The sequence below is a fragment of the Salinivibrio sp. MA440 genome (assembly GCF_001996265.1).
GTDB lineage: Bacteria > Pseudomonadota > Gammaproteobacteria > Enterobacterales > Vibrionaceae > Salinivibrio > Salinivibrio costicola.
Genome location: NZ_MUFI01000056.1, coordinates 1 through 18,869 on the forward strand (window position 1 = coordinate 1; position 18,869 = coordinate 18,869).

Consider the following 18,869-nt stretch of genomic DNA (forward strand, 5'->3'; position numbering starts at 1 on the left):
ATTAAAAACTATTATTTAAGCAGTAATGCCGTCATTAATGATGATTTTTATCTGAATAATGAAATTTTGTCGCACTGAACAGCTGTCACCTATAGTGACGTGACAGCTGAGTGCGTCTTTGCGTAGGATCAAAAAGAGAGGGAATTATGTGATGGGGGTCACTGTTAATGTGTGCCTATCAAGCGAGGGCGTGGCGCAGCCAAAGGGCAATATCCTGATACATGGCCTGGTGGCTTGGATTTGCCTCTGCCTGGCTGGTGACAAATTGATAGAGTGTTTCCGAGTGATAGGTTTGTCCGATCAACTGGCTTGCCAGTATTTCTAGCGGCCCTGGCGTTAAGCTATCGGTAAATAGCTGACAGTCGGCGATTTCGCCATTTTTTACATCTAAATGCAGCTCAACGCCCCCCCATTCGAAGCGTTCATCAAACGTATGCATAAATTGCGGGCTTTTGCCAAAATTCCATTCCCAACTGCACTGTTTTTCATAGATGGCGTTAAAGCCTTCGACATCGGGTTTGGCCTCAGGAGCGATGTATTCAATCTCAGCGGTATTGCCATAGTGGTTAAAGAATGCAGATTTGATCGCATCACACAGGGCTTGGTGGGTGATCTCCGGGACATAATCGGAAATATTCGCTACCCGCGCGCGTACAGAGGTAATGCCCTTGGCTTGCAGCTTTTTGGGATCAGGGTTGAGGTAATCGCCCAGTCGCGACAAGTTGGCATTAATCAATAGGGTGCCGTGGTGAAAGCCGCGATCTTTGGTTTCTTTATAGGCAGAGCCCGATATTTTTCTTGGGCCTTCGGGCGTCTTCATGGTGAGGTCATTACGTCCACTGGCATCGGCATCTATTCCCAGTTTTTTCAGCGCGTCGAGTACAATTTGTGTTGATACCGACTTGTCGTAACCGGGCTTGCCGGCCATAAAGGTAAAATTAGTATTGCCGAGATCATGAAACACGGCGCCACCACCGCTTTGGCGTCGGGCTAACACAACGCCGTCTTGTTCCATTTTACGAGTGTTGCATTCGCGCCATGCATTTTGACCACGCCCGATCACCACCGTATTGTCGTTACGCCAAAGAAAGAGCACATTTTGCGCTGATGACATGGTACGGAAAATCGTATCTTCCACCGCCAAATTAAACCAAGGGTGGGTCGAGGTGGATACAAACACGCGTAAAGGATGATTGTTGTCTTGCATAGTGGCTCCAAATTCGTCGAGATCTCGGCTCGTAGCATAGCAAACTCTTCATCTATGCCAACAAAATGGATAAACCGGTAGCTGATGGCGAGGAAAAATGGCTTAAATGCCGTTTAGCGTTTGGCATTAGTCGTGGCATTAATTAGTATGTAAGGTCAATTTATTACCTGTTCTCTCAGTCAATTGGCATTGAGGCGTATAACAAGACGACTCTGTCAGTTTGCTCAGACAATGGGTGAAACCATGATGTCAGCAGGTATTGTCACGCACCTACCTGGTTTGGACTGCCCAACGGGTCGACGAGGAAACAATGCAACAATTAGAAGAAATTCTTGCGAATGCAACCAATGCGGTGGCCGATGCTGCCTCTGTGGCTGCATTGGATGAAGTCCGGGTAAAATACCTAGGAAAGAAGGGTGAGTTAACCGCACAGCTTCAGGCTTTAGGCAAATTGCCTCCTGAAGAACGCCGCGAAGCGGGTCAGAAGATTAATCAGGCTAAGCAAACCGTGCAGCAGACGATTGCTGAACGTAAGCAAGCACTAGAACGTGCTGAGCTAGAAGCCAAACTGGCCGCCGAAACCATTGATGTGAGCCTGCCAGGCCGCCGGATTGAAAACGGTGGATTGCATCCGGTAACGCGCACCATTGAGCGTATTGAGCAATTTTTTGGTGAGCTTGGTTTTTCGGTGGAAGCTGGACCGGAAGTGGAAGATGGCTTCCATAACTTTGATGCATTGAACATCGCAGCCGATCATCCCGCGCGTACCGATCATGACACCTTCTTCTTTAACCCTGATTTGATGTTGCGTACCCATACCTCGGGCGTTCAGATCCGGACCATGGAAGCCGGCAAGCCGCCATTCCGTATTATTGCGCCAGGCCGTGTTTATCGAAACGATTACGACCAAACGCACACGCCCATGTTCCACCAAGTAGAAGGCTTACTGGTCGATAAAGACATTACCTTTGCCGATCTAAAAGGTATTTTGAACGACTTCCTTCGCAACTTTTTTGAGGAAGATCTCGAAGTACGTTTCCGTCCTTCCTATTTCCCGTTTACCGAGCCCTCAGCGGAAGTCGATGTGCGCCGTAAAGGTGGCAAATGGCTAGAGATCTTAGGTTGTGGCATGGTTCACCCCAATGTCCTGCGGTCGGTGAACATTGACCCAGAGGAATATCAAGGTTTTGCCTTTGGTATTGGGGTTGAGCGCCTAACCATGTTGCGCTATGGCGTGAATGATCTTCGTGCGTTCTTTGAGAACGATCTGCGCTTTTTGAAACAATTTAAGTAATCAGTGGGGCAAGGTAATAATGAAATTCAGTGAATCTTGGTTGAGAGAGTGGGTAAATCCAGCAAACGACACCAACGCGCTTGCCCACCAGATCACCATGGCCGGTCTTGAAGTTGACGAGATTGCCCCCGTGGCTGGCGAGTTTAGCGGTGTGGTTGTGGGTGAAGTGGTGGAATGTGGTCAACACCCTGACGTAGACAAACTGCGGGTCACTAAAATTAATGTAGGTAACGATGAGTTACTGGATATTGTCTGTGGTGCGCCGAATTGTCGCCAAGGCTTAAAAGTGGCGGTAGCCATGGTTGGAGCGGTATTGCCGGGTGATTTTAAAATCAAAAAGGCTAAGCTACGCGGTCAGCCATCATTCGGTATGTTGTGCTCGTTCACCGAGCTGGGTATCGATGTGGAATCGGATGGGATTATCGAATTGCCCGCTGACGCGCCGATTGGTACTGACATCCGTGATTATCTTGCACTCAACGATGTCACCATCGATGTGGATTTGACCCCAAACCGCGCTGATTGTTTGAGCCTACGTGGCTTGGCGCGTGAAGTGGGCGTATTAAACCGCACCGATGTAACAGAGCCTACCATTACGCCTGTTGCTGCCAGCATTGAAGACAAAGTATCGGTGCGCATCGATGCGCCGCAAGCGTGCCCACGTTATCTGGGCCGTGTGGTAAAAAACGTTGATCTTAATGCGCAGAGCCCGTTGTGGATGCAAGAAAAACTGCGTCGCAGTGGTATTCGTTCTATCGATCCTGTGGTGGATGTCACCAACTATGTGATGCTTGAGCAAGGTCAGCCAATGCATGCGTTTGATCTTGGCAAGATTGAAGGTGGCATCGTGGTGCGTTTAGCCGAAGAAGGCGAAGCACTGACCTTACTTGATGGCAATGAAGCCAAACTAAATACGCAAACGCTCGTTATTGCGGATGAGAAAAAAGCGTTGGCGATGGCAGGCATTTTTGGCGGCCAAGAGTCAGGTGTGACCACAGAAACCCAAGATATTCTGTTAGAGTCAGCCTTTTTTGCCCCGGAAGCGATTCGTGGTCGCGCACGTAGCTATGGTCTACACACAGATTCATCTCACCGCTTTGAGCGCGGGGTTGATCCGGCACTGCAAGCCGCAGCGATGGAGCGAGCCACTGAATTATTGCTGGCTATCTGTGGCGGCGAAGCGGGCGAGATTGTGACGGCTGAGTCCACTAACACCTTGCCAGCTTGTGACACTGTCACACTTCGTCGTACCAAGCTCGATGGTTTACTCGGGCATGCTATTGACAACAAGGATGTCGATGCCATTTTGACCCGCTTAGGCTGTGCGGTGACGACCACCGATCAAGGTTGGGAAGCAACGGCACCAAGCTGGCGTTTTGATATTGCCATCGAGCAAGATTTGATTGAGGAAGTGGGTCGTATCTATGGCTACGACAATATTCCGACCCGTGCGCCGAAAGCTGCGCTCACCATGCGCGAATATAAAGAAGCGGCGATGCCACTCAAGCGTGTACGTGATCTTCTGGTTGACCGTGGTTTCCATGAAGCGATCACTTATAGCTTTGTTGAGCCCAAGCAACAGGCGTTGATTGTGCCGAATGTGGCGCCGTTAATCCTGCCAAGCCCCATCTCGGCGGATATGTCCGCGATGCGCTTAAGCTTATTACCTGGTTTGCTCAATACGGTGGCCTATAATCAAAAGCGTCAACAACCGCGCGTACGTTTGTTTGAGTTTGGTTTACGCTTCACGCCTGAAGGCGATATGAGCGGTGACATACGTCAAGATAACATTCGCCAAGAGCGGATGCTTGCCGGGATTATTGCCGGACCAAGTAGCGAAGAGCATTGGGCTCTGACCAGCGCAACGGTTGATTTCTTTGACTTGAAAGGGGATCTGGAAGCGGTGCTTGAGCTAACCGGTCAGTTGAATGATTTCCGCTTTGTGTCAGCCTCTCATCCTGCGATGCACCCAGGCCAAACTGCAGCGATTGAGTTTGATGGCAATGTTGTCGGCCATATTGGTACGCTACACCCAGAGCTAGAACGCGAGTTTGGCTTAAATGGGCGCACCGTGGTGTTTGAGCTGGAATGGCAAGCGATTGATACGCGCTTTATTCCTGAAGCGGCCGGTCTGTCCAAGTTCCCTGCAAACCGTCGTGATATTGCGGTGATTGCCGATGAGTCGCTCGCATCAGGTGATGTAGTCGCTGCGTGTTTGCAAAGTGGTAATGCGCTGATTAAAGATGCACAACTTTTCGACCTGTATACCGGTAAAGGGGTAGAAGACGGGAAGAAGAGCTTAGCGATAGCACTTATTTTGCAATCGGATGAGCGCACCCTAGAAGAGGCCGATATCAGTGACGCGGTGTCGGGTGTCGTGCACAACCTCTCAGAAAAACTGGGCGTGGTCTTGCGAGATTAGCCCCATTTAAGTGAAAAAAGCAGCGGTAACGCTGCTTTTTTTATGCCTAAATGGCCTAACATCTATGCGTTTGAAAAACTGAATAAACTCGCTATATTTGTTTATTAATTGTTCAATTATTGATAAAAGCGTCTAATATCGACCACAGAGGTTGTCCATTTATAGACGTAACGGCAGATAAACGTGTAACGCATTGGTTTAAAAGGTCAATTTTTTGGACATGGCGCTATTTTTTTTCATGTAAAAAAGTTGGCGCAAATCAGCCAGTTGGCATACACTTGTTTTTAAGTGGTTTTCGAATGTTCCTAAAATACAAGGGCTAAAGACGCGTAGACCACGTGTAGAATGGCGGTGTCGATACTGCGGTATTGCCAATATGTTAAACAATTCTTGAGGGAAAACCTATGGCGCTCACGAAAGCCGATTTGGCTGAGAACCTGTTTGAAAATATCGGGATTAGCAAACGGGACGCCAAGGATACAGTCGAAGTGTTTTTTGAAGAAGTACGAAAAGCGCTTGAAAGTGGCGAGCAAGTCAAACTGTCCGGTTTTGGTAATTTTGATTTGCGAGACAAGAATCAACGGCCCGGTCGAAACCCTAAAACAGGGGAAGATATTCCGATCACGGCGCGTCGTGTTGTCACTTTTCGACCCGGCCAAAAACTTAAAGCACGAGTTGAAAATGCAGAAGTTGAAAAGTAAGCCTACATCAACTTGTCGGTGGTGATAGCACCACAATAGAAAGCCGTGTGCCTTTGGTTCACGGCTTTTTAATTTGTCTATACATGATCACATTGTCAGGATAAAACACTGGGGTTATTGGTTATCTCGTTGTAACGTTTTGTTGTCTAGTTGTAATAAAAGGAAGCATTATGCTGACAGCACGCCCAGGCGCCTTTATTGATGCCGCCCTGACCGCGCCTCACGCGTTCCAAGCCGACCAATGGCATCAGTCGTCTCTGACCTTCATACACCACATGCCCGGTGTGGTTCGCATTCAACCTGACAACCCCACGGTCTCGCGTTGCGTGGTCTTATCTGCGGGGATCCATGGTGATGAAACCGCACCGATTGAGCTGATTGACGGGTTGCTGGCCGATATTCTCAGTGGCGCATTGATTCCGACGGTGCCGTTACTGCTTATTATTGGTCATGCAGAAGCCATTAAAGCCCATACCCGGTTTATTGAAGATAACTTGAACCGTCTTTTTGGTGGCTGGAATCAAGAAAAAAACGAAGAACACTACTTGGCCAACCAGCTACAGCAAGCAGTCAGTAACTTTTTTGCGGCGCAGCCCGCGTCAATGCAGCGTTGGCACTTGGATTTACACAGCGCTATTCGCGACTCTGTCCACTATATGTTTGGTGTGATCCCCACAACGTCTAAAGCGACGGATGTACGCCCACTGGCGGCCTTGCTCAACGATGCGCAAATGGATGCGAGTGTTCTGTCACAATCGCCATCCCCCACATTCAGTTGGTACAGCGCCAACCATCATGATGCCTTGGCGGCGACCTTAGAAATGGGGCGTGTTGCGCCACTGTATGAGAACGACATGCGTGAGTATGCACCGCTTAATCAGACATTACGCACGCTCCTTAGCGAGACTGCGTTGCCCTCGACACTGACACCCATGCGTTTTTATCGAGTAACACGCACGTTGACGAAACACACCGAGCAGTTTGCGCTGACGTTTTCATCCTCGGCGAAGAACTTTACGCCGTTTCAGCAAGGTGAATGCTTGGCCACGGATGAAGGCATGAGCATTCATGCTGAGCAAGACGGTGAAGTCGTGATCTTCCCCAATGCGAATGTGCCGGTTGGCCATCGTGCTGGATTATTAGCCACGCCTTTTCGCCCTGATGCCGACCAGCCCTTGTATGTGAATACAACATCAGCGTAATTGCGTACTCTTGCCACACGCTGGGCGTTAGCGCTTTTCAACCGTTGATTCAGTCGGTAAAGTACATTGCATTATTATGTGCTGAATAGATGGTCGAACGACCCATGCAAGTGTCATCACTCACCGCCCGCCAACATATCCGTTGGCGGCGCGCGTTATGTCTTTTTTCCTGTCTTTTGTTGTTAGCCAGTGGCGCGGCGCTGAGTGTGGGAGAGCTCTGGATTAATCCGCTCGCGCCCGATTCGCCATTGGCGCAACAACTGCTGATCCAGCTGCGTTTGCCTCGGGTGTTAGCTGCATTATTGATAGGAGCGTCGCTGGCGATGGCGGGAGCCAGCTTGCAAGTATTGCTGGGTAATCCTTTGGCTGAGCCGGGTGTGCTTGGGATCTCCGGTGGGGCGAGCATTGCGGTCGTCTTATTATTACTGCTTGCGCCTACGTGGGCATCAAGCTCGCATATGGCGATTGCTGCGATGCTAGGCGCCAGTGCCTTTACCTTAATATTGGTGATGTTGGCACGCCGGGCATTAGCCACGTCCCGAATTTTATTGGTGGGGGTTGCCCTGAGCATCTTAGCCGGCTCGGGAGTGACATTGACATTTTATTTCAGCACCGACTTTAACCTACGCCAATTAATGGTTTGGTTAATGGGATCGCTATCGGGCATGCGTTTAGAGCATGTTGCGATATTGTCGATAACCTTACCTTGTATTGCGCTATTATGGCGCTACGGGCAAAAACTCGATCAACTCATGCTTGGCGACCAACAAGCACAGCAATTGGGACTTGATACTCATCGGCTGCGTTGGCAGTTGATTGTGCTCGTGAGCATACTGGTTGGGGTATCGGTTGCGACGGCCGGTGTGATCGGCTTTATTGGTCTAATTGTGCCGCATTATTTGCGCTTATGGTTGGGCAGCCGTAATTGCTACTTGCTACCAATGTCGGCGCTTGCCGGCGCATTATTGCTCGTCTGTGCGGATACCATTGGACGGCTTATTATTCCCTCGGCGGAGTTACCTGTTGGTGTGGTGACCAGTGTGATTGGTGCACCTTTGTTTATTTGGATGTTAGTGAGGGCAGGGTAATGGTGGTTCATGCGCAAGATGTGAGTTTGCCGCCGCGGCTTTTCCCCCTTTCCCTATCCGTTGAAGCTGGGCAGGTGGTGCATTTAATTGGGCCTAATGGCAGTGGCAAAAGTACCTTGTTACAGCTTCTCTCGGGATTAGAGATGCCAGAGACTGGTCACATCGCGATCAATGGCCAACGTCTCGGCGGTCAAACCCGGCAAACATTGGCGCAGTGGCGCGGCTACCTGATGCAGCATCAACGTCCGGCGTTCGTCATGGCGGTGTTTGAATACCTTAATCTGGTGCTTGATAGCTTACCAAGACCAAGCTTACCAAAACAAAGCTTACAGCGAATGGCTGGCAGCGCACGTGATGAGGCGGTGAATCATATCGCCTCGCGTTTAGCTGTTTCCGATAAACTCCATCGGCGCATTGATAGCTTGTCCGGAGGAGAATGGCAACGTGTTCGTCTCGCCGGCGCTTTGTTGCAAGTGCTGCCGTCACTTAACCCTCATGCGTGTCTGCTATTACTGGATGAACCGGCAACTGGGCTTGATGTGGCACAACAAGAAATCATCTACCAAGAAATTAGCATGATGGCAGCAACTTATGGCATTGCGATTGTGATGGCGAATCACGATCTCAACCGGACATTGGTACATGCCGATAAGGTATTATTGCTTAACCAGGGACGCCTTGTTGCCACTGGGCGCCCTGGGCAGGTGTTAACCGATCGCCAACTTTCAGAGGTGTTTGCGACTCCGCTCGAGCAAGTCTCCACGGTAAATGGCCCCGTGATTATGCGTGCGCGAACGAGTTAACTACCACGCGTTGCTAGTCACGCTCATCGTTGTCGATAACCGTTAATTTGGCGCGAATAAAGTCAGCATGATCGACATAAAGTAGCTCGGCCGTTTTTCGAATCACGGCTTCCTCTAAGGGGTCGATGTTTTCATCGGCGTAAGCCACCGACCACATGGCTTCGATAAGCAAAATCCGTGTGTGCGGGTCGAGATCGCGTAATTTGTCGGTATATTCATAGAGTGACGTTGCATGCTCACTGTGTTGTCGTGCTTGCTCAAGTAACAATTCAGCTTGCGTGGTCTCAAGCGATAACAGTTGGCAGATCCGTGCTTTCTTGGTCTCCTTCTCCCTTTCATCAATATCATGATCCGCCATGGCGACTTCACTGAGCAGGCCAGCCATCGCTTGATGCCGTGATAAGCCTGCCTGATCGCCCTGTTGCCCCAGATCGGCCGCAAAGGCAGATTCTAATTTACTAAATAGCTGTTTAAGCATGGCGCTTCTCCCTACTGCGAAGTCATTTCGGTCTGTCATAGAATACGGCGCGAATCCTATGCAGGTTTGATTCTTTTTACTTTGTGATAGGATGCGACACCAATCAACCTTATTTATCGGCTGTGACACTGATAAACGCCTTAAAAGATTAAGCAGTAAGCAGGAATCGCCTTGAGTTCACGTCATCACAACACGCCAGACACGCTATTTGCAGCCTTAAACGATTGTATGCTGCAAGACCGTTTTCGCTTTAAAAAACGCATTCACGGTGCGCAGAAAATCAATAAAAACGATGCCAAACAGGCCGTTTACGATCAAATCGCCGCGGATATGGCGCAAAGCATGCAGCGCGTCTTATCGCGACAAACGAGCACGCCCACCATTAGTTATCCTGAGGCATTGCCCGTTAGTCAGAAAAAAGACGATATTGCCGAGGCTATTGCCAACCATCAGGTAGTGATTATTGCCGGTGAAACGGGATCGGGTAAAACCACTCAGCTACCCAAGATTTGTATGGAATTAGGGCTGGGTGTTGCAGGGACCATTGGTCACACGCAGCCACGTCGCTTGGCGGCGCGCTCTGTTGCTTCTCGCATTGCTGATGAGCTTGATGTCGAGCTTGGCCGTAGTATCGGCTATAAAGTGCGTTTTAATGACAAGGTGTCAGATGCGACGCAAGTAAAACTGATGACTGACGGGATCTTGTTAGCAGAAATTCAGCATGACCGTTATCTCAATCAGTATGACTGCATTATCATCGATGAAGCGCATGAACGTAGCCTCAATATCGACTTTATTCTCGGCTATTTGCGCGAGTTGCTGCCAAAGCGTCCCGACTTAAAAGTCATCATCACCTCGGCGACCATCGACCCAGAACGTTTTTCTAAGCATTTCAACAATGCCCCCATGATTGAGGTGTCTGGCCGCACTTATCCGGTTGACGTGCGCTATCGTCCGTTGGCTGAAGACGATGAAAGCGACCGCGATCAGCTTGAAGCGATTAGCGAAGCCGTCGATGAGCTTTGCACCGAAGGGCCAGGCGACATTCTGATCTTTATGAATGGTGAGCGAGAAATTCGTGACACAGCCGATCACTTGCAACGTCGCCAGTTACGGGATACCGAGATTTTACCGCTCTATGCTCGGCTTTCTGCCGGCGAACAAAATCGTGTTTTTCAATCTCATTCTGGGCGACGGATTGTACTGGCCACCAACGTCGCAGAAACCTCGTTGACGGTCCCGGGGATCAAGTATGTGATTGATCCGGGTACGGCGCGCATTTCACGCTATAGCTACCGCACCAAGGTACAGCGGTTGCCCATTGAGCCAATTTCGCAAGCCAGTGCCAACCAGCGTAAGGGCCGTTGCGGGCGTGTGTCAGAAGGGATTTGTATTCGCCTTTATAGCAAAGACGATTTTTTAGGTCGACCTGAGTTTACCGATCCGGAAATTCTTCGAACCAATCTGGCGTCGGTGATTTTGCAAATGACGGCGCTTGGTCTGGGTGATATTCAAGCCTTTCCGTTTGTTCAGCCACCTGATAGCCGTCACATTAAAGACGGTGTGCGCTTACTCGAAGAGCTGGGGGCAATTAAATCCGGACAAGTGGCCTCCAAGCGTCAGCTGACGGGAGTGGGCAAAACCCTGGCCAAGCTTCCGATTGATCCGCGTTTAGCGCGCATGGTGATTGAAGCGCCTAAGTATGGGGCACTCAATGAAGTGATGGTGATTGCTGCCGCGCTGGCGATTCAAGATCCGCGTGAGCGTCCGGCGGACAAACAGCAACAAGCCGATGAGCAGCACCGCCGGTTTGCCGATAAAGAATCCGACTTTTTAGCGTATGTTAATCTGTGGGGCTACGTGAAAGAGCAGCAACAATTGCTGTCGAATAACCAGTTCCGCAAGCAGTGTAAAAAAGACTACCTCAACTACCTGCGTGTACGAGAGTGGCAAGATGTCCACTACCAAATTACCCAGGTAATGAAAGAGCAAAACAGCGCATTTAACCAAGAGCCGGCAAACTATCAGGCTGTGCATATGGCCTTACTCGCCGGTATGTTGAGTCATATTGGTTTAAAAGACCAAGAGAAGAACGATTACCAAGGTGCCCGCAATGCACGTTTCCATATTTTTCCTGGATCGGGCTTATTTAAAAAACAGCCTAAATGGGTGATGGTGGCCGAGCTGGTCGAAACCTCCAAATTATGGGGGCGAATTGCCGCGCGGATCCAACCCGAGTGGGTCGAACCCTTGGCGCAGCATCTGATTAAGCGCACCTACAGTGAGCCGCATTGGTCTCGGAAGCAGGCGGCTGTCATGGCAAGCGAAAAAGTGACCTTATACGGGATCCCGATTGTTGCCAGCCGCAAAGTAAACTATGGCCCGATTGATCCTGTGCTCAGCCGCGAACTATTTATTCGCTCGGCGCTGGTTGAAGGCGACTGGCAGACTAAGCACGCCTTTTTCCGTCAAAATCAAAAGCTGCTTGCGGAGGTGGAAGAGCTAGAGCTTAAATCGCGTCGCCGCGATATTTTGGCAGACGATGACACCTTGTTTGATTTTTATGATCAGCGTCTCGATCACAGCGTGGTCAGTGGTCGCCACTTTGATAGCTGGTGGAAAAAAGCCCGTCAGGACGATCCCGATTTACTGAATTTCGAAAAAGCCATGCTGCTGCAAGGTGATGCGAGCCATGTCACCGAGTTAGATTATCCCAACGTTTGGTATCAAGATAACGTCAAACTCAAGCTCAGTTATCAGTTTGAACCCGGGCAAGATCATGATGGGGTCACGGTGCATATTCCGTTACCGATTCTCAACCAGGTATCTGAAGAGGGCTTTGATTGGCATGTGCCGGGTCTGCGTCATGAGCTGATTGTCGCATTGATCAAATCCTTGCCTAAGCCGTTACGTCGTAACTTTGTCCCGGCCCCCAACTATGCCGATGCAATCTTACAGCGCGTGACGCCACTAGAGGCGCCTTTGCTAGATAGTATGGAAAAAGCCCTTAAGCAGATGTCAGGGGTGACGATTGCGCGTGAAAGCTGGAACTTCAGCCAACTGCCAGAGCATTTGCGGATGCAGTTCCGCGTCGTCGATGATAAAAATCGAACCCTCGCGGAAAGCGAAGATCTGAACGCGCTTAAAGTGTCACTCAAAGACCAGGTTCAGGCCACCTTGTCGGACGTGGCAGATGATGACATTGAGCAGCAAGGGATCACGCAATGGCACTTTGGCCGTTTGCCATCGCGTTATCAGCAAAAAAAACATGGCTTTGAAGTCAAGGCTTACCCGGCACTGGTGGATGAAAAAGACAGCGTCGCGATTCGCTTATTTGAAACGGAAGATCAGCAAATAAAAGCGATGCAGGCCGGACAGCGCCGGTTGATTTTACTCAATGTGCCATCGCCGATTAAGTATCTTCATGCACATTTACCCAACAAATCAAAGCTGGGGCTGTACTTTAACCCCTATGGGCGTGTGCTGGATTTAATCGATGATTGTATTGCTTGTGGCGTCGATAAATTAATTGCTCAGCACGGCGGCCTTACTTGGGAAGAGGCCGAGTTTGAGTCGTTAAAAGAAACCGTGCGTGCAGAGCTAGGCGATACAGTGGTCGACATTGCTCAGCACGTTGAGCAAATCCTGACGCATGCGTTTACTATCAACAAAAAACTGAAAGGCAAAGTAGATTTGTCGATGGCATTTGCTATGTCTGATATTAAAGCGCAATTGGAAGGCTTGATATACAAAGGGTTTGCCACCGACTGTGGTTGGGAGCGGCTGCCGGATATTTTGCGCTATATGAAGGCGATAGAGCGTCGACTAGAAAAATTACCCGTCGATCCGACGCGCGATCGTAACCATATGCTCAAGATAGAGTCGGTCATGAACGACTATAAAACGCTGTATAACAAGCTGCCAAAAGGAAAGCCGGTGCCTGATGAGGTGAAGGCGATTCGTTGGATGATTGAAGAGCTACGCGTGAGTTACTTTGCTCAGCAACTGGGTACCCCGTACCCGGTGTCTGATAAGCGGATCAAAAACGCAATGGCTGCGCTTTAATTGTGGCAACCTTCTGCCACCGTCGACTTGCGCGTGTACGTCGGTCTGCGGTGAGCTGATTAAATTACCTAACTATCAATAGCTAATGAAACCGTGTCTTTATGGCACGGTTTTTGTTTTTGTCAATACAGGCACGCTAACTAGATAGCCTGTATTGCAGTGGCAAAACAAGGAGCACATCATGATGCGATTCATTCTTCCCTCTTGGGGACTTGGGCTGTTGGGCTTACTTACGTTGAGCATCTCTCATCCCGTATTGGCCAGCTTTAAAGATGACGTCAGTGGGCTATATCAATCCCTTCACCTTGAAGGAGAGGTGTCTTATCACGCTTTTGCCGATGCCTACCGTCACTTTTCCCAGCATCACAGTGCCAAACCTGTGATGACGTTGATTGATTATGGTAAGCCGTCGACCGAGAAACGCTTTTGGGTGATTAATGTCAAAACGCGTAATGTCCTTTTTCGTTCGTACGTCTCGCATGGCAAGAACAGCGGGAATCTGTATGCCAAGACGTTTTCTAATCGCGTCAATTCGCGACAAACATCCCTCGGCATTTATCGTGCTGCGGAAACGTATCACGGCAAACACGGCTATTCGCTACGCTTAGATGGCCTCTCTGAAGGTTTGAATGATAAGGCGCGTGAACGGGCAATTGTGATTCACGGTGCTGACTACGCCAATCCCGCCATGATTGAGCAAAGCGGTCGTCTTGGACGAAGTTGGGGATGCCCGGCATTACCCACTGATTTATCATCTCGTGTGATTGATGTGATCAAAAATGGCACCTTCATCTATGCCTTTTCCCACCAGGCATAAAAAAGCCCGCGAGTCAGTTATCACGATGCATTGCAAACCTCACTACCGAACAATAACTGTTGCTAGCTTACTGCCAAAATCATCTTCCTTTTACCGCTTAGGCTTAGATTCTGGTTAGCCTTTAGCCTTATGCGATAAGGAGGACAATGATGCGATATATTAACGGGCTCAGTATTGGTTTGCTTTCTGCTTGTGTGCTATCCCCGGCCATATCATTGAGTGCTCCATCGGCACCGGCATTGATGCACGGCGTGGATGGGCAGTTAGCGTCACAAAGCTATCAAGGCTTTTGGGCGAGTGAGAAGCTAGACGGCATTCGGGCCTACTGGACCGGCACGGAATTGTTGACGCGCCAGGGGAATCCCATTCATGCACCGCAATCGTTTCTGGCAGCCTTGCCTAATGTGCCCCTTGATGGGGAGTTATGGGCTGGGCGCGGTGAATTTCAAACCGTATTGCGAACGGTACTTGATAAGACGCCAAATGACAGTGACTGGCAACGTATTGGTTTTTACGTGTTCGATCTTCCACAGCATCCTGGCCCCTTCGCTGAGCGCTATCTGGCATTAAAACGCCTGGCCGAGCAAGGAGGCGACGTGATCCAGTGGGTTGAGCAGCAGCCGGTGGCCAATGACCAAGCACTGGCCGATCGCTTGGCTCAAATCACCGACGCGGGTGGCGAAGGGCTGATGCTGCATCATCCAGAGAGTTTATACCTTGGCGCGCGCGTTGATAGCTTGGTCAAGCTTAAGGCGTACCAAGAAGTCGATGTGTCTGTGGTGGGAATGAATCCGGGGCAGGGACGTTTGACCGGAATGATGGGATCACTCCAAGTGCAGATGGCGGATGGCACTGTGTTTAACGTTGGCTCTGGTTTTACCGATCAACAGCGTCAACGCCCGCCTGAGAAGGGGCAGACCATTGTCGTACGTTATAACGGCGTGACGGATAAAGGGATCCCACGTTTTGCCCGCTTTATACGAGAAAAAGTCGCACTCTAGGCGCGACTTGACTCGCTTGTTGTTCGGCGGCTAGTGAGATGCGGTTGTCGATGAGCCTGACGTTGCTGTCTTGATCACGGTATCCGAGGTTGGGTGCCGCAATTGATGGTCAAGACATTGGCAATCGGTGCTGTACTTTTTCTTGCCGGTTTTTCCGATCCCAGGGTTGAAGCTGTTGGTTGGATCAAGCTGATGATAAAAGTTGGCTAAATCGGGCTCTGCCGCATAAAGGTGTCCCACATTATGCTCTGCCGGATATTTCGCGCCGCGGGTTTCTAATTGCGCCAGCATCTTAGCTTTGATTGCTGCCACGTCTGCGCCTTTTTTGATCACATAATCTTGGTGAAACACATGACAGAAGAAATGGCCGTAATAGAGCTTTGTCACTATGTTTTGTTCAATCTCTTCGGGCAAGTGTTCTTGCCATTCGGTTTCATTACGTTTTAGTGCAATGTCGAGAGCCAAAATGTCTTCACTATCCCGGTGGTGCATAATGTGATAGCGGATCGCTGCACCGGCGGCGGCAAAACGATGCAACATCGCTTTTTTGGCTTCATCCGCATTACAGGCAAAATAGTCACTGTCTGGGTGCTCGGCAAAAAAGCGGCTTAAAAAGGCGGATATCTCATTAATGCCCTCGTCAGAGGCTTTCACGATCAAGTGATGCTCATATCGATCGCGAAATGCCAACATGCGTTTGGGTAAATGCTGAGGAAATAATTGACTGGCATACTGCATCACTTTGTCGGGTAAGGACTTAGGCAGCAGCGGTACTTTGTCTAACCAGGCGGTGATCTGGGCTTTTAAGGCAAACATCTTGGGGATTGAATCGGTACCCAGTTGCCCAATCGCGAGAAACACGTCTTTTCCGTAACGCTCGGCGATATTAAAGGCATCACGGTGCATGTATTCACCGACCTCTGGCAAATGCGACAATTCAGACAGTACACGTCGACGCAGCGTATTGAAGACATCTGGATCATTGGTACCCAGATAAAAAACTTGCTCGCGCTCAGGGATAGGATAGGTGTCTAGTCGCACAGCGAACACAGCGAGTTTACCGGCACACCCGCTTACTTCATGCAGGCGACGTTTATCTGCGTTATAACGAGCAGGGCTGTCGGCATCGACATCACGCAAGATGTGCTCATAGTCATGGGCGGAGGCTTTACGGTCGTCAAACACAACGTCTTCGCGACGGTAATCCCCTTTTTCAACGCGAGAGAGTATGGTTTCTGGGTCGTCACCCAGGGCAATACCTAAATGGTTGACCAGTACTAATTCACCGTGTTCAGTCAGTTGCGCGAATAGCGAATATTCCGTATAAGCTGGGCCACGCTTCACTAGCGCTCCCCCTGAGTTGTTCGCCACGCCGCCGACAATTGAGGCGCCAATACACGACGAGCCGATGACCGAGTGAGGCGCTCGATGGTGGGGACGCAACGTTTTCTCTAAGTGATGCAGTGTGGTGCCAGGGAAACTGATCACTTGCTTGCCATCATCAATCAATTGTAATCCGTCGAGGCGGGTGGTGTTGATAATAACGACATCACGATCATAGTCATCCCCTTTGGGCGTAGAGCCCTCGGTTAACCCCGTGTTAGCCGCTTGCATAATCATGACCACATCGGCTGCAACACAAGCTTGTAGCACGCGCCATTGCATCACTAACGAGGTTGGAAAGATCACGGCCAGTGCCGATCCGCCCCCAGAGCGCCACCCCATGCGATAGTGCTGGGTTTGGCTTTTATCGGTAAGGAGGTTGTCTTTGCCCACGATGTCCGTCAACGTCGAGAGAAAAGTTTGCTGCTGGGTTGACGACAAACGTGATGGGGTATTCATAAGCGTTCCTTTCCTTCATGTTTACAAAGGCTGGGGTCAGCCTAGCTGGCCCGCTTGTGGTGAGGCAGGCCGAGAGACGCTCGGCCTGATGGATTGAGATTACGCTACAGTGAGCACATCAGCAAATTGCAGTATGTTCACCAATATAATGCCAATAATGCCGGCCGCGACTAAATAATACAGCGTGGGTAAAATCGTTTTTCTGAGCGTCGCGCCTTCTCGCCCAAGTAAGCCAACGGTTGCAGAGGCGGCGACGACGTTGTGTATTGCAATCATATTGCCAGCGGCCGCGCCAACGGCCTGTAGAGCAATGACAACCACCGTCGATGCGCCCAGGGTCTGTGCGACTTCAAACTGAAATTGACTAAACATCATGTTCGAAACGGTGTTTGAACCGGCAATAAATGCGCCTAATGCGCCTAATGCGCCAATTGTTGCACTCAGCGCTGGGAAGCCATCGCCGACCAGATCAGCGGCAAATCGTGCGGTCATCACGGGCATACTGACGAGTTCGGCACCATTCACGCCTGAGTTGATAAAAATACGCACCATTGGAATCGTAAAGACCAAGACAAAGCCGGCGCCGATCAGTGTTTTACTCGACTCGCGTGCAGCTGTCATTAGTGGGGCTAATTGACGAGCTTGTAATAAGACGGCGAGTAAGGCCACAAATGCCAGAATGCCCCCAGGGAGATATAAAGGCTGAATGGCGGCATTGATGCCCGTTTCACCAAACAGAGTGGAGAAACTTAAGCTCACATCCGTGAGTGCGGTTTTAACGGTTGGGCTGACGCGGCTAATCACCAAGAAGACAGCTAATAGTATATAGGGCGTCCAAGCCATAGCCATGCTCATGGGTTTATCTTGGATTTTAAGGTCCATTTTTAATGATCCTAGCCAATGTGTCGGCCACGTGGATTCATCATCAAAGTCCCACTGCGTCTTGGGAACAAGAAATCCTTTCCGCGCGGCTATCGTGACCAGCACAATACCGACGAGCCCGCCGAGTAGTGATGGAAACTCCGGGCCGAGCAGCCAGCCGGTGAGCGCGTAGGGAACCGTAAAGGCTAAACCAGCAAAAATTGCAAAAGGCGCGACCGCCAAGCCTTCTTTCCAGCTTTTATTTTTTCCAAAAAAACGGGTCAGCATCATAGCCATGAGCAGCGGCATAAGGGTGCCGATCACCGCATGAATAAACGAGACTTGCGTGGTAATTGCCTGCAAGTAGGTGGCCCAATCGCTGCCGTTGGCGGTGAGGGTCTGACCAATAGCATGACTGTCTAATCCTTTATTAACCCCGACGATAATGGGGGTCCCCACGGCGCCGAATGACACAGGGGTTGACTGGATCATCATGCCGACCACTACCGCTGCAAGCGCAGGGAAACCGATGGCAACCAAGAGTGGCGCGGCAATTGCAGCAGGTGTCCCAAACCCAGATGCTCCCTCAATAAAAGAGCCGAAACACCAAGCGATGATAATGGCTTGTATTCGCCTGTCGTCCGAGATAGTGGTAAAACCATTTCGAATCACGGTGATCGCGCCTGTGTGCTTTAACGTGTTAAGTAAAAGGATGGCACCAAACACGATCCACAGGACAGCGGCGGTGATAATGAGTCCTTGGGCAATAGAGGCCGATACGCGGGCTGCGCTCATTTGCCACTGGAATAGTGCGATCAAGACTGTCATGATAAAGGCAACCGGCATCGCCTTTTTGGCAGGCCAGTTTAACCCCACCAGTAAAATAGCAGCCACCACAATGGGTGAGAACGCAACGAGGGCGTAGAGGGTATCTGTCATAAGTATTCCTTAGTTAGGCGTCTCTTCCGTTAAATCACGTAAAAAAGTGGCGTCACTCATGTGTTGTTATTTTGCTGACAGCTCGGTGACGTAATGTTAACAAGGTGTGACATTACGCGTTTACATTTCTCTGATATATGGAAATAATG

Annotated in this window: 13 protein-coding genes; 9 read left to right on the top strand and 4 right to left on the bottom strand. The window is 50.1% G+C overall.

Translation table 11 applies throughout. The features are described from left to right. Window positions 1–178: 178 nt before the first annotated feature. On the bottom strand, window positions 179–1,207 hold the full coding sequence (locus BZG80_RS14090; RefSeq protein WP_077679646.1) for a lipoate--protein ligase: 1,029 nt from the start codon (window positions 1,205–1,207) through the stop codon (window positions 179–181). Window positions 1,208–1,517: 310 nt separating this feature from the next. Here BZG80_RS14090 and pheS point away from each other — a divergent pair, with 310 nt between their 5' ends. From pheS to btuD, 6 genes are all read left to right on the top strand, one after another. Beyond that, on the top strand, window positions 1,518–2,501 hold the full coding sequence (gene pheS, locus BZG80_RS14095; protein ID WP_025744396.1) for a phenylalanine--tRNA ligase subunit alpha: 984 nt from the start codon (window positions 1,518–1,520) through the stop codon (window positions 2,499–2,501). A gap of 19 nt (window positions 2,502–2,520) precedes the next feature. After that, window positions 2,521–4,923 (top strand): phenylalanine--tRNA ligase subunit beta, encoded by a 2,403-nt coding sequence (gene pheT / locus BZG80_RS14100; RefSeq protein WP_077679647.1) that lies wholly within the window; start codon window positions 2,521–2,523, stop codon window positions 4,921–4,923. Between the two features lie 404 nt (window positions 4,924–5,327). Beyond that, a complete protein-coding gene (gene ihfA, locus BZG80_RS14105; RefSeq protein ID WP_077460508.1) occupies window positions 5,328–5,624 on the top strand; it encodes an integration host factor subunit alpha in 297 nt (98 codons plus the stop codon). 170 nt (window positions 5,625–5,794) lie between these two features. Further along, entirely contained in the window at window positions 5,795–6,826 is a 1,032-nt protein-coding gene (locus tag BZG80_RS14110; protein ID WP_077679648.1) for a succinylglutamate desuccinylase, read from the top strand. Between the two features lie 104 nt (window positions 6,827–6,930). Beyond that, window positions 6,931–7,914: a vitamin B12 ABC transporter permease BtuC gene (gene btuC, locus BZG80_RS14115; RefSeq protein WP_077679654.1), complete on the top strand. Its 984-nt coding sequence runs from the start codon at window positions 6,931–6,933 to the stop codon at window positions 7,912–7,914. Beyond that, entirely contained in the window at window positions 7,914–8,717 is an 804-nt protein-coding gene (gene btuD, locus BZG80_RS14120; RefSeq protein ID WP_077679649.1) for a vitamin B12 ABC transporter ATP-binding protein BtuD, read from the top strand. The genes btuC and btuD overlap by 1 nt, the downstream gene beginning before the upstream one ends. 13 nt (window positions 8,718–8,730) lie before the next feature. Here the strand turns inward: btuD and BZG80_RS14125 are convergent, their stop codons facing one another. After that, window positions 8,731–9,195, bottom strand: a complete 465-nt coding sequence (locus BZG80_RS14125; protein ID WP_077679650.1) for a tellurite resistance TerB family protein — start codon at window positions 9,193–9,195, stop codon at window positions 8,731–8,733. 228 nt (window positions 9,196–9,423) lie between these two features. On the opposite strand from BZG80_RS14125, the gene hrpA reads away from it, so the two are divergent. The 3 genes from hrpA to BZG80_RS14140 all read left to right on the top strand — a co-directional run bounded on the left by hrpA (window position 9,424) and on the right by BZG80_RS14140 (window position 15,078). Continuing rightward, entirely contained in the window at window positions 9,424–13,260 is a 3,837-nt protein-coding gene (gene hrpA, locus BZG80_RS14130) for an ATP-dependent RNA helicase HrpA (protein ID WP_077679655.1), read from the top strand. A gap of 181 nt (window positions 13,261–13,441) precedes the next feature. After that, window positions 13,442–14,077, top strand: a complete 636-nt coding sequence (locus tag BZG80_RS14135; RefSeq protein ID WP_236719505.1) for a murein L,D-transpeptidase catalytic domain family protein — start codon at window positions 13,442–13,444, stop codon at window positions 14,075–14,077. Between the two features lie 149 nt (window positions 14,078–14,226). Continuing rightward, on the top strand, window positions 14,227–15,078 hold the full coding sequence (locus BZG80_RS14140) for a DNA ligase (RefSeq protein ID WP_158011560.1): 852 nt from the start codon (window positions 14,227–14,229) through the stop codon (window positions 15,076–15,078). A 30-nt stretch (window positions 15,079–15,108) separates the two neighbouring features. Here BZG80_RS14140 and dld read toward each other — a convergent pair whose 3' ends face one another. Together dld and BZG80_RS14150 are read right to left on the bottom strand one after the other, a co-directional pair. Then, window positions 15,109–16,920: a D-lactate dehydrogenase gene (gene dld, locus BZG80_RS14145; RefSeq protein ID WP_077679652.1), complete on the bottom strand. Its 1,812-nt coding sequence runs from the start codon at window positions 16,918–16,920 to the stop codon at window positions 15,109–15,111. Between the two features lie 99 nt (window positions 16,921–17,019). Continuing rightward, on the bottom strand, window positions 17,020–18,720 hold the full coding sequence (locus BZG80_RS14150; RefSeq protein WP_077679653.1) for an L-lactate permease: 1,701 nt from the start codon (window positions 18,718–18,720) through the stop codon (window positions 17,020–17,022). Window positions 18,721–18,869: the final 149 nt, after the last annotated feature.

Coding starts and splice junctions, on each gene's coding strand:
- btuC (WP_077679654.1), top strand. CDS start 6,931: ATGCAAGTGTCATCACTCACCGCCCGCCAACATATCCGTTGGCGGCGC.
- BZG80_RS14125 (WP_077679650.1), bottom strand. CDS start 9,195: ATGCTTAAACAGCTATTTAGTAAATTAGAATCTGCCTTTGCGGCCGAT.
- ihfA (WP_077460508.1), top strand. CDS start 5,328: ATGGCGCTCACGAAAGCCGATTTGGCTGAGAACCTGTTTGAAAATATC.
- BZG80_RS14090 (WP_077679646.1), bottom strand. CDS start 1,207: ATGCAAGACAACAATCATCCTTTACGCGTGTTTGTATCCACCTCGACC.
- pheT (WP_077679647.1), top strand. CDS start 2,521: ATGAAATTCAGTGAATCTTGGTTGAGAGAGTGGGTAAATCCAGCAAAC.
- BZG80_RS14150 (WP_077679653.1), bottom strand. CDS start 18,720: ATGACAGATACCCTCTACGCCCTCGTTGCGTTCTCACCCATTGTGGTG.
- pheS (WP_025744396.1), top strand. CDS start 1,518: ATGCAACAATTAGAAGAAATTCTTGCGAATGCAACCAATGCGGTGGCC.
- hrpA (WP_077679655.1), top strand. CDS start 9,424: ATGCTGCAAGACCGTTTTCGCTTTAAAAAACGCATTCACGGTGCGCAG.
- btuD (WP_077679649.1), top strand. CDS start 7,914: ATGGTGGTTCATGCGCAAGATGTGAGTTTGCCGCCGCGGCTTTTCCCC.
- BZG80_RS14135 (WP_236719505.1), top strand. CDS start 13,442: ATGATGCGATTCATTCTTCCCTCTTGGGGACTTGGGCTGTTGGGCTTA.
- BZG80_RS14140 (WP_158011560.1), top strand. CDS start 14,227: ATGCGATATATTAACGGGCTCAGTATTGGTTTGCTTTCTGCTTGTGTG.
- BZG80_RS14110 (WP_077679648.1), top strand. CDS start 5,795: ATGCTGACAGCACGCCCAGGCGCCTTTATTGATGCCGCCCTGACCGCG.
- dld (WP_077679652.1), bottom strand. CDS start 16,920: ATGAATACCCCATCACGTTTGTCGTCAACCCAGCAGCAAACTTTTCTC.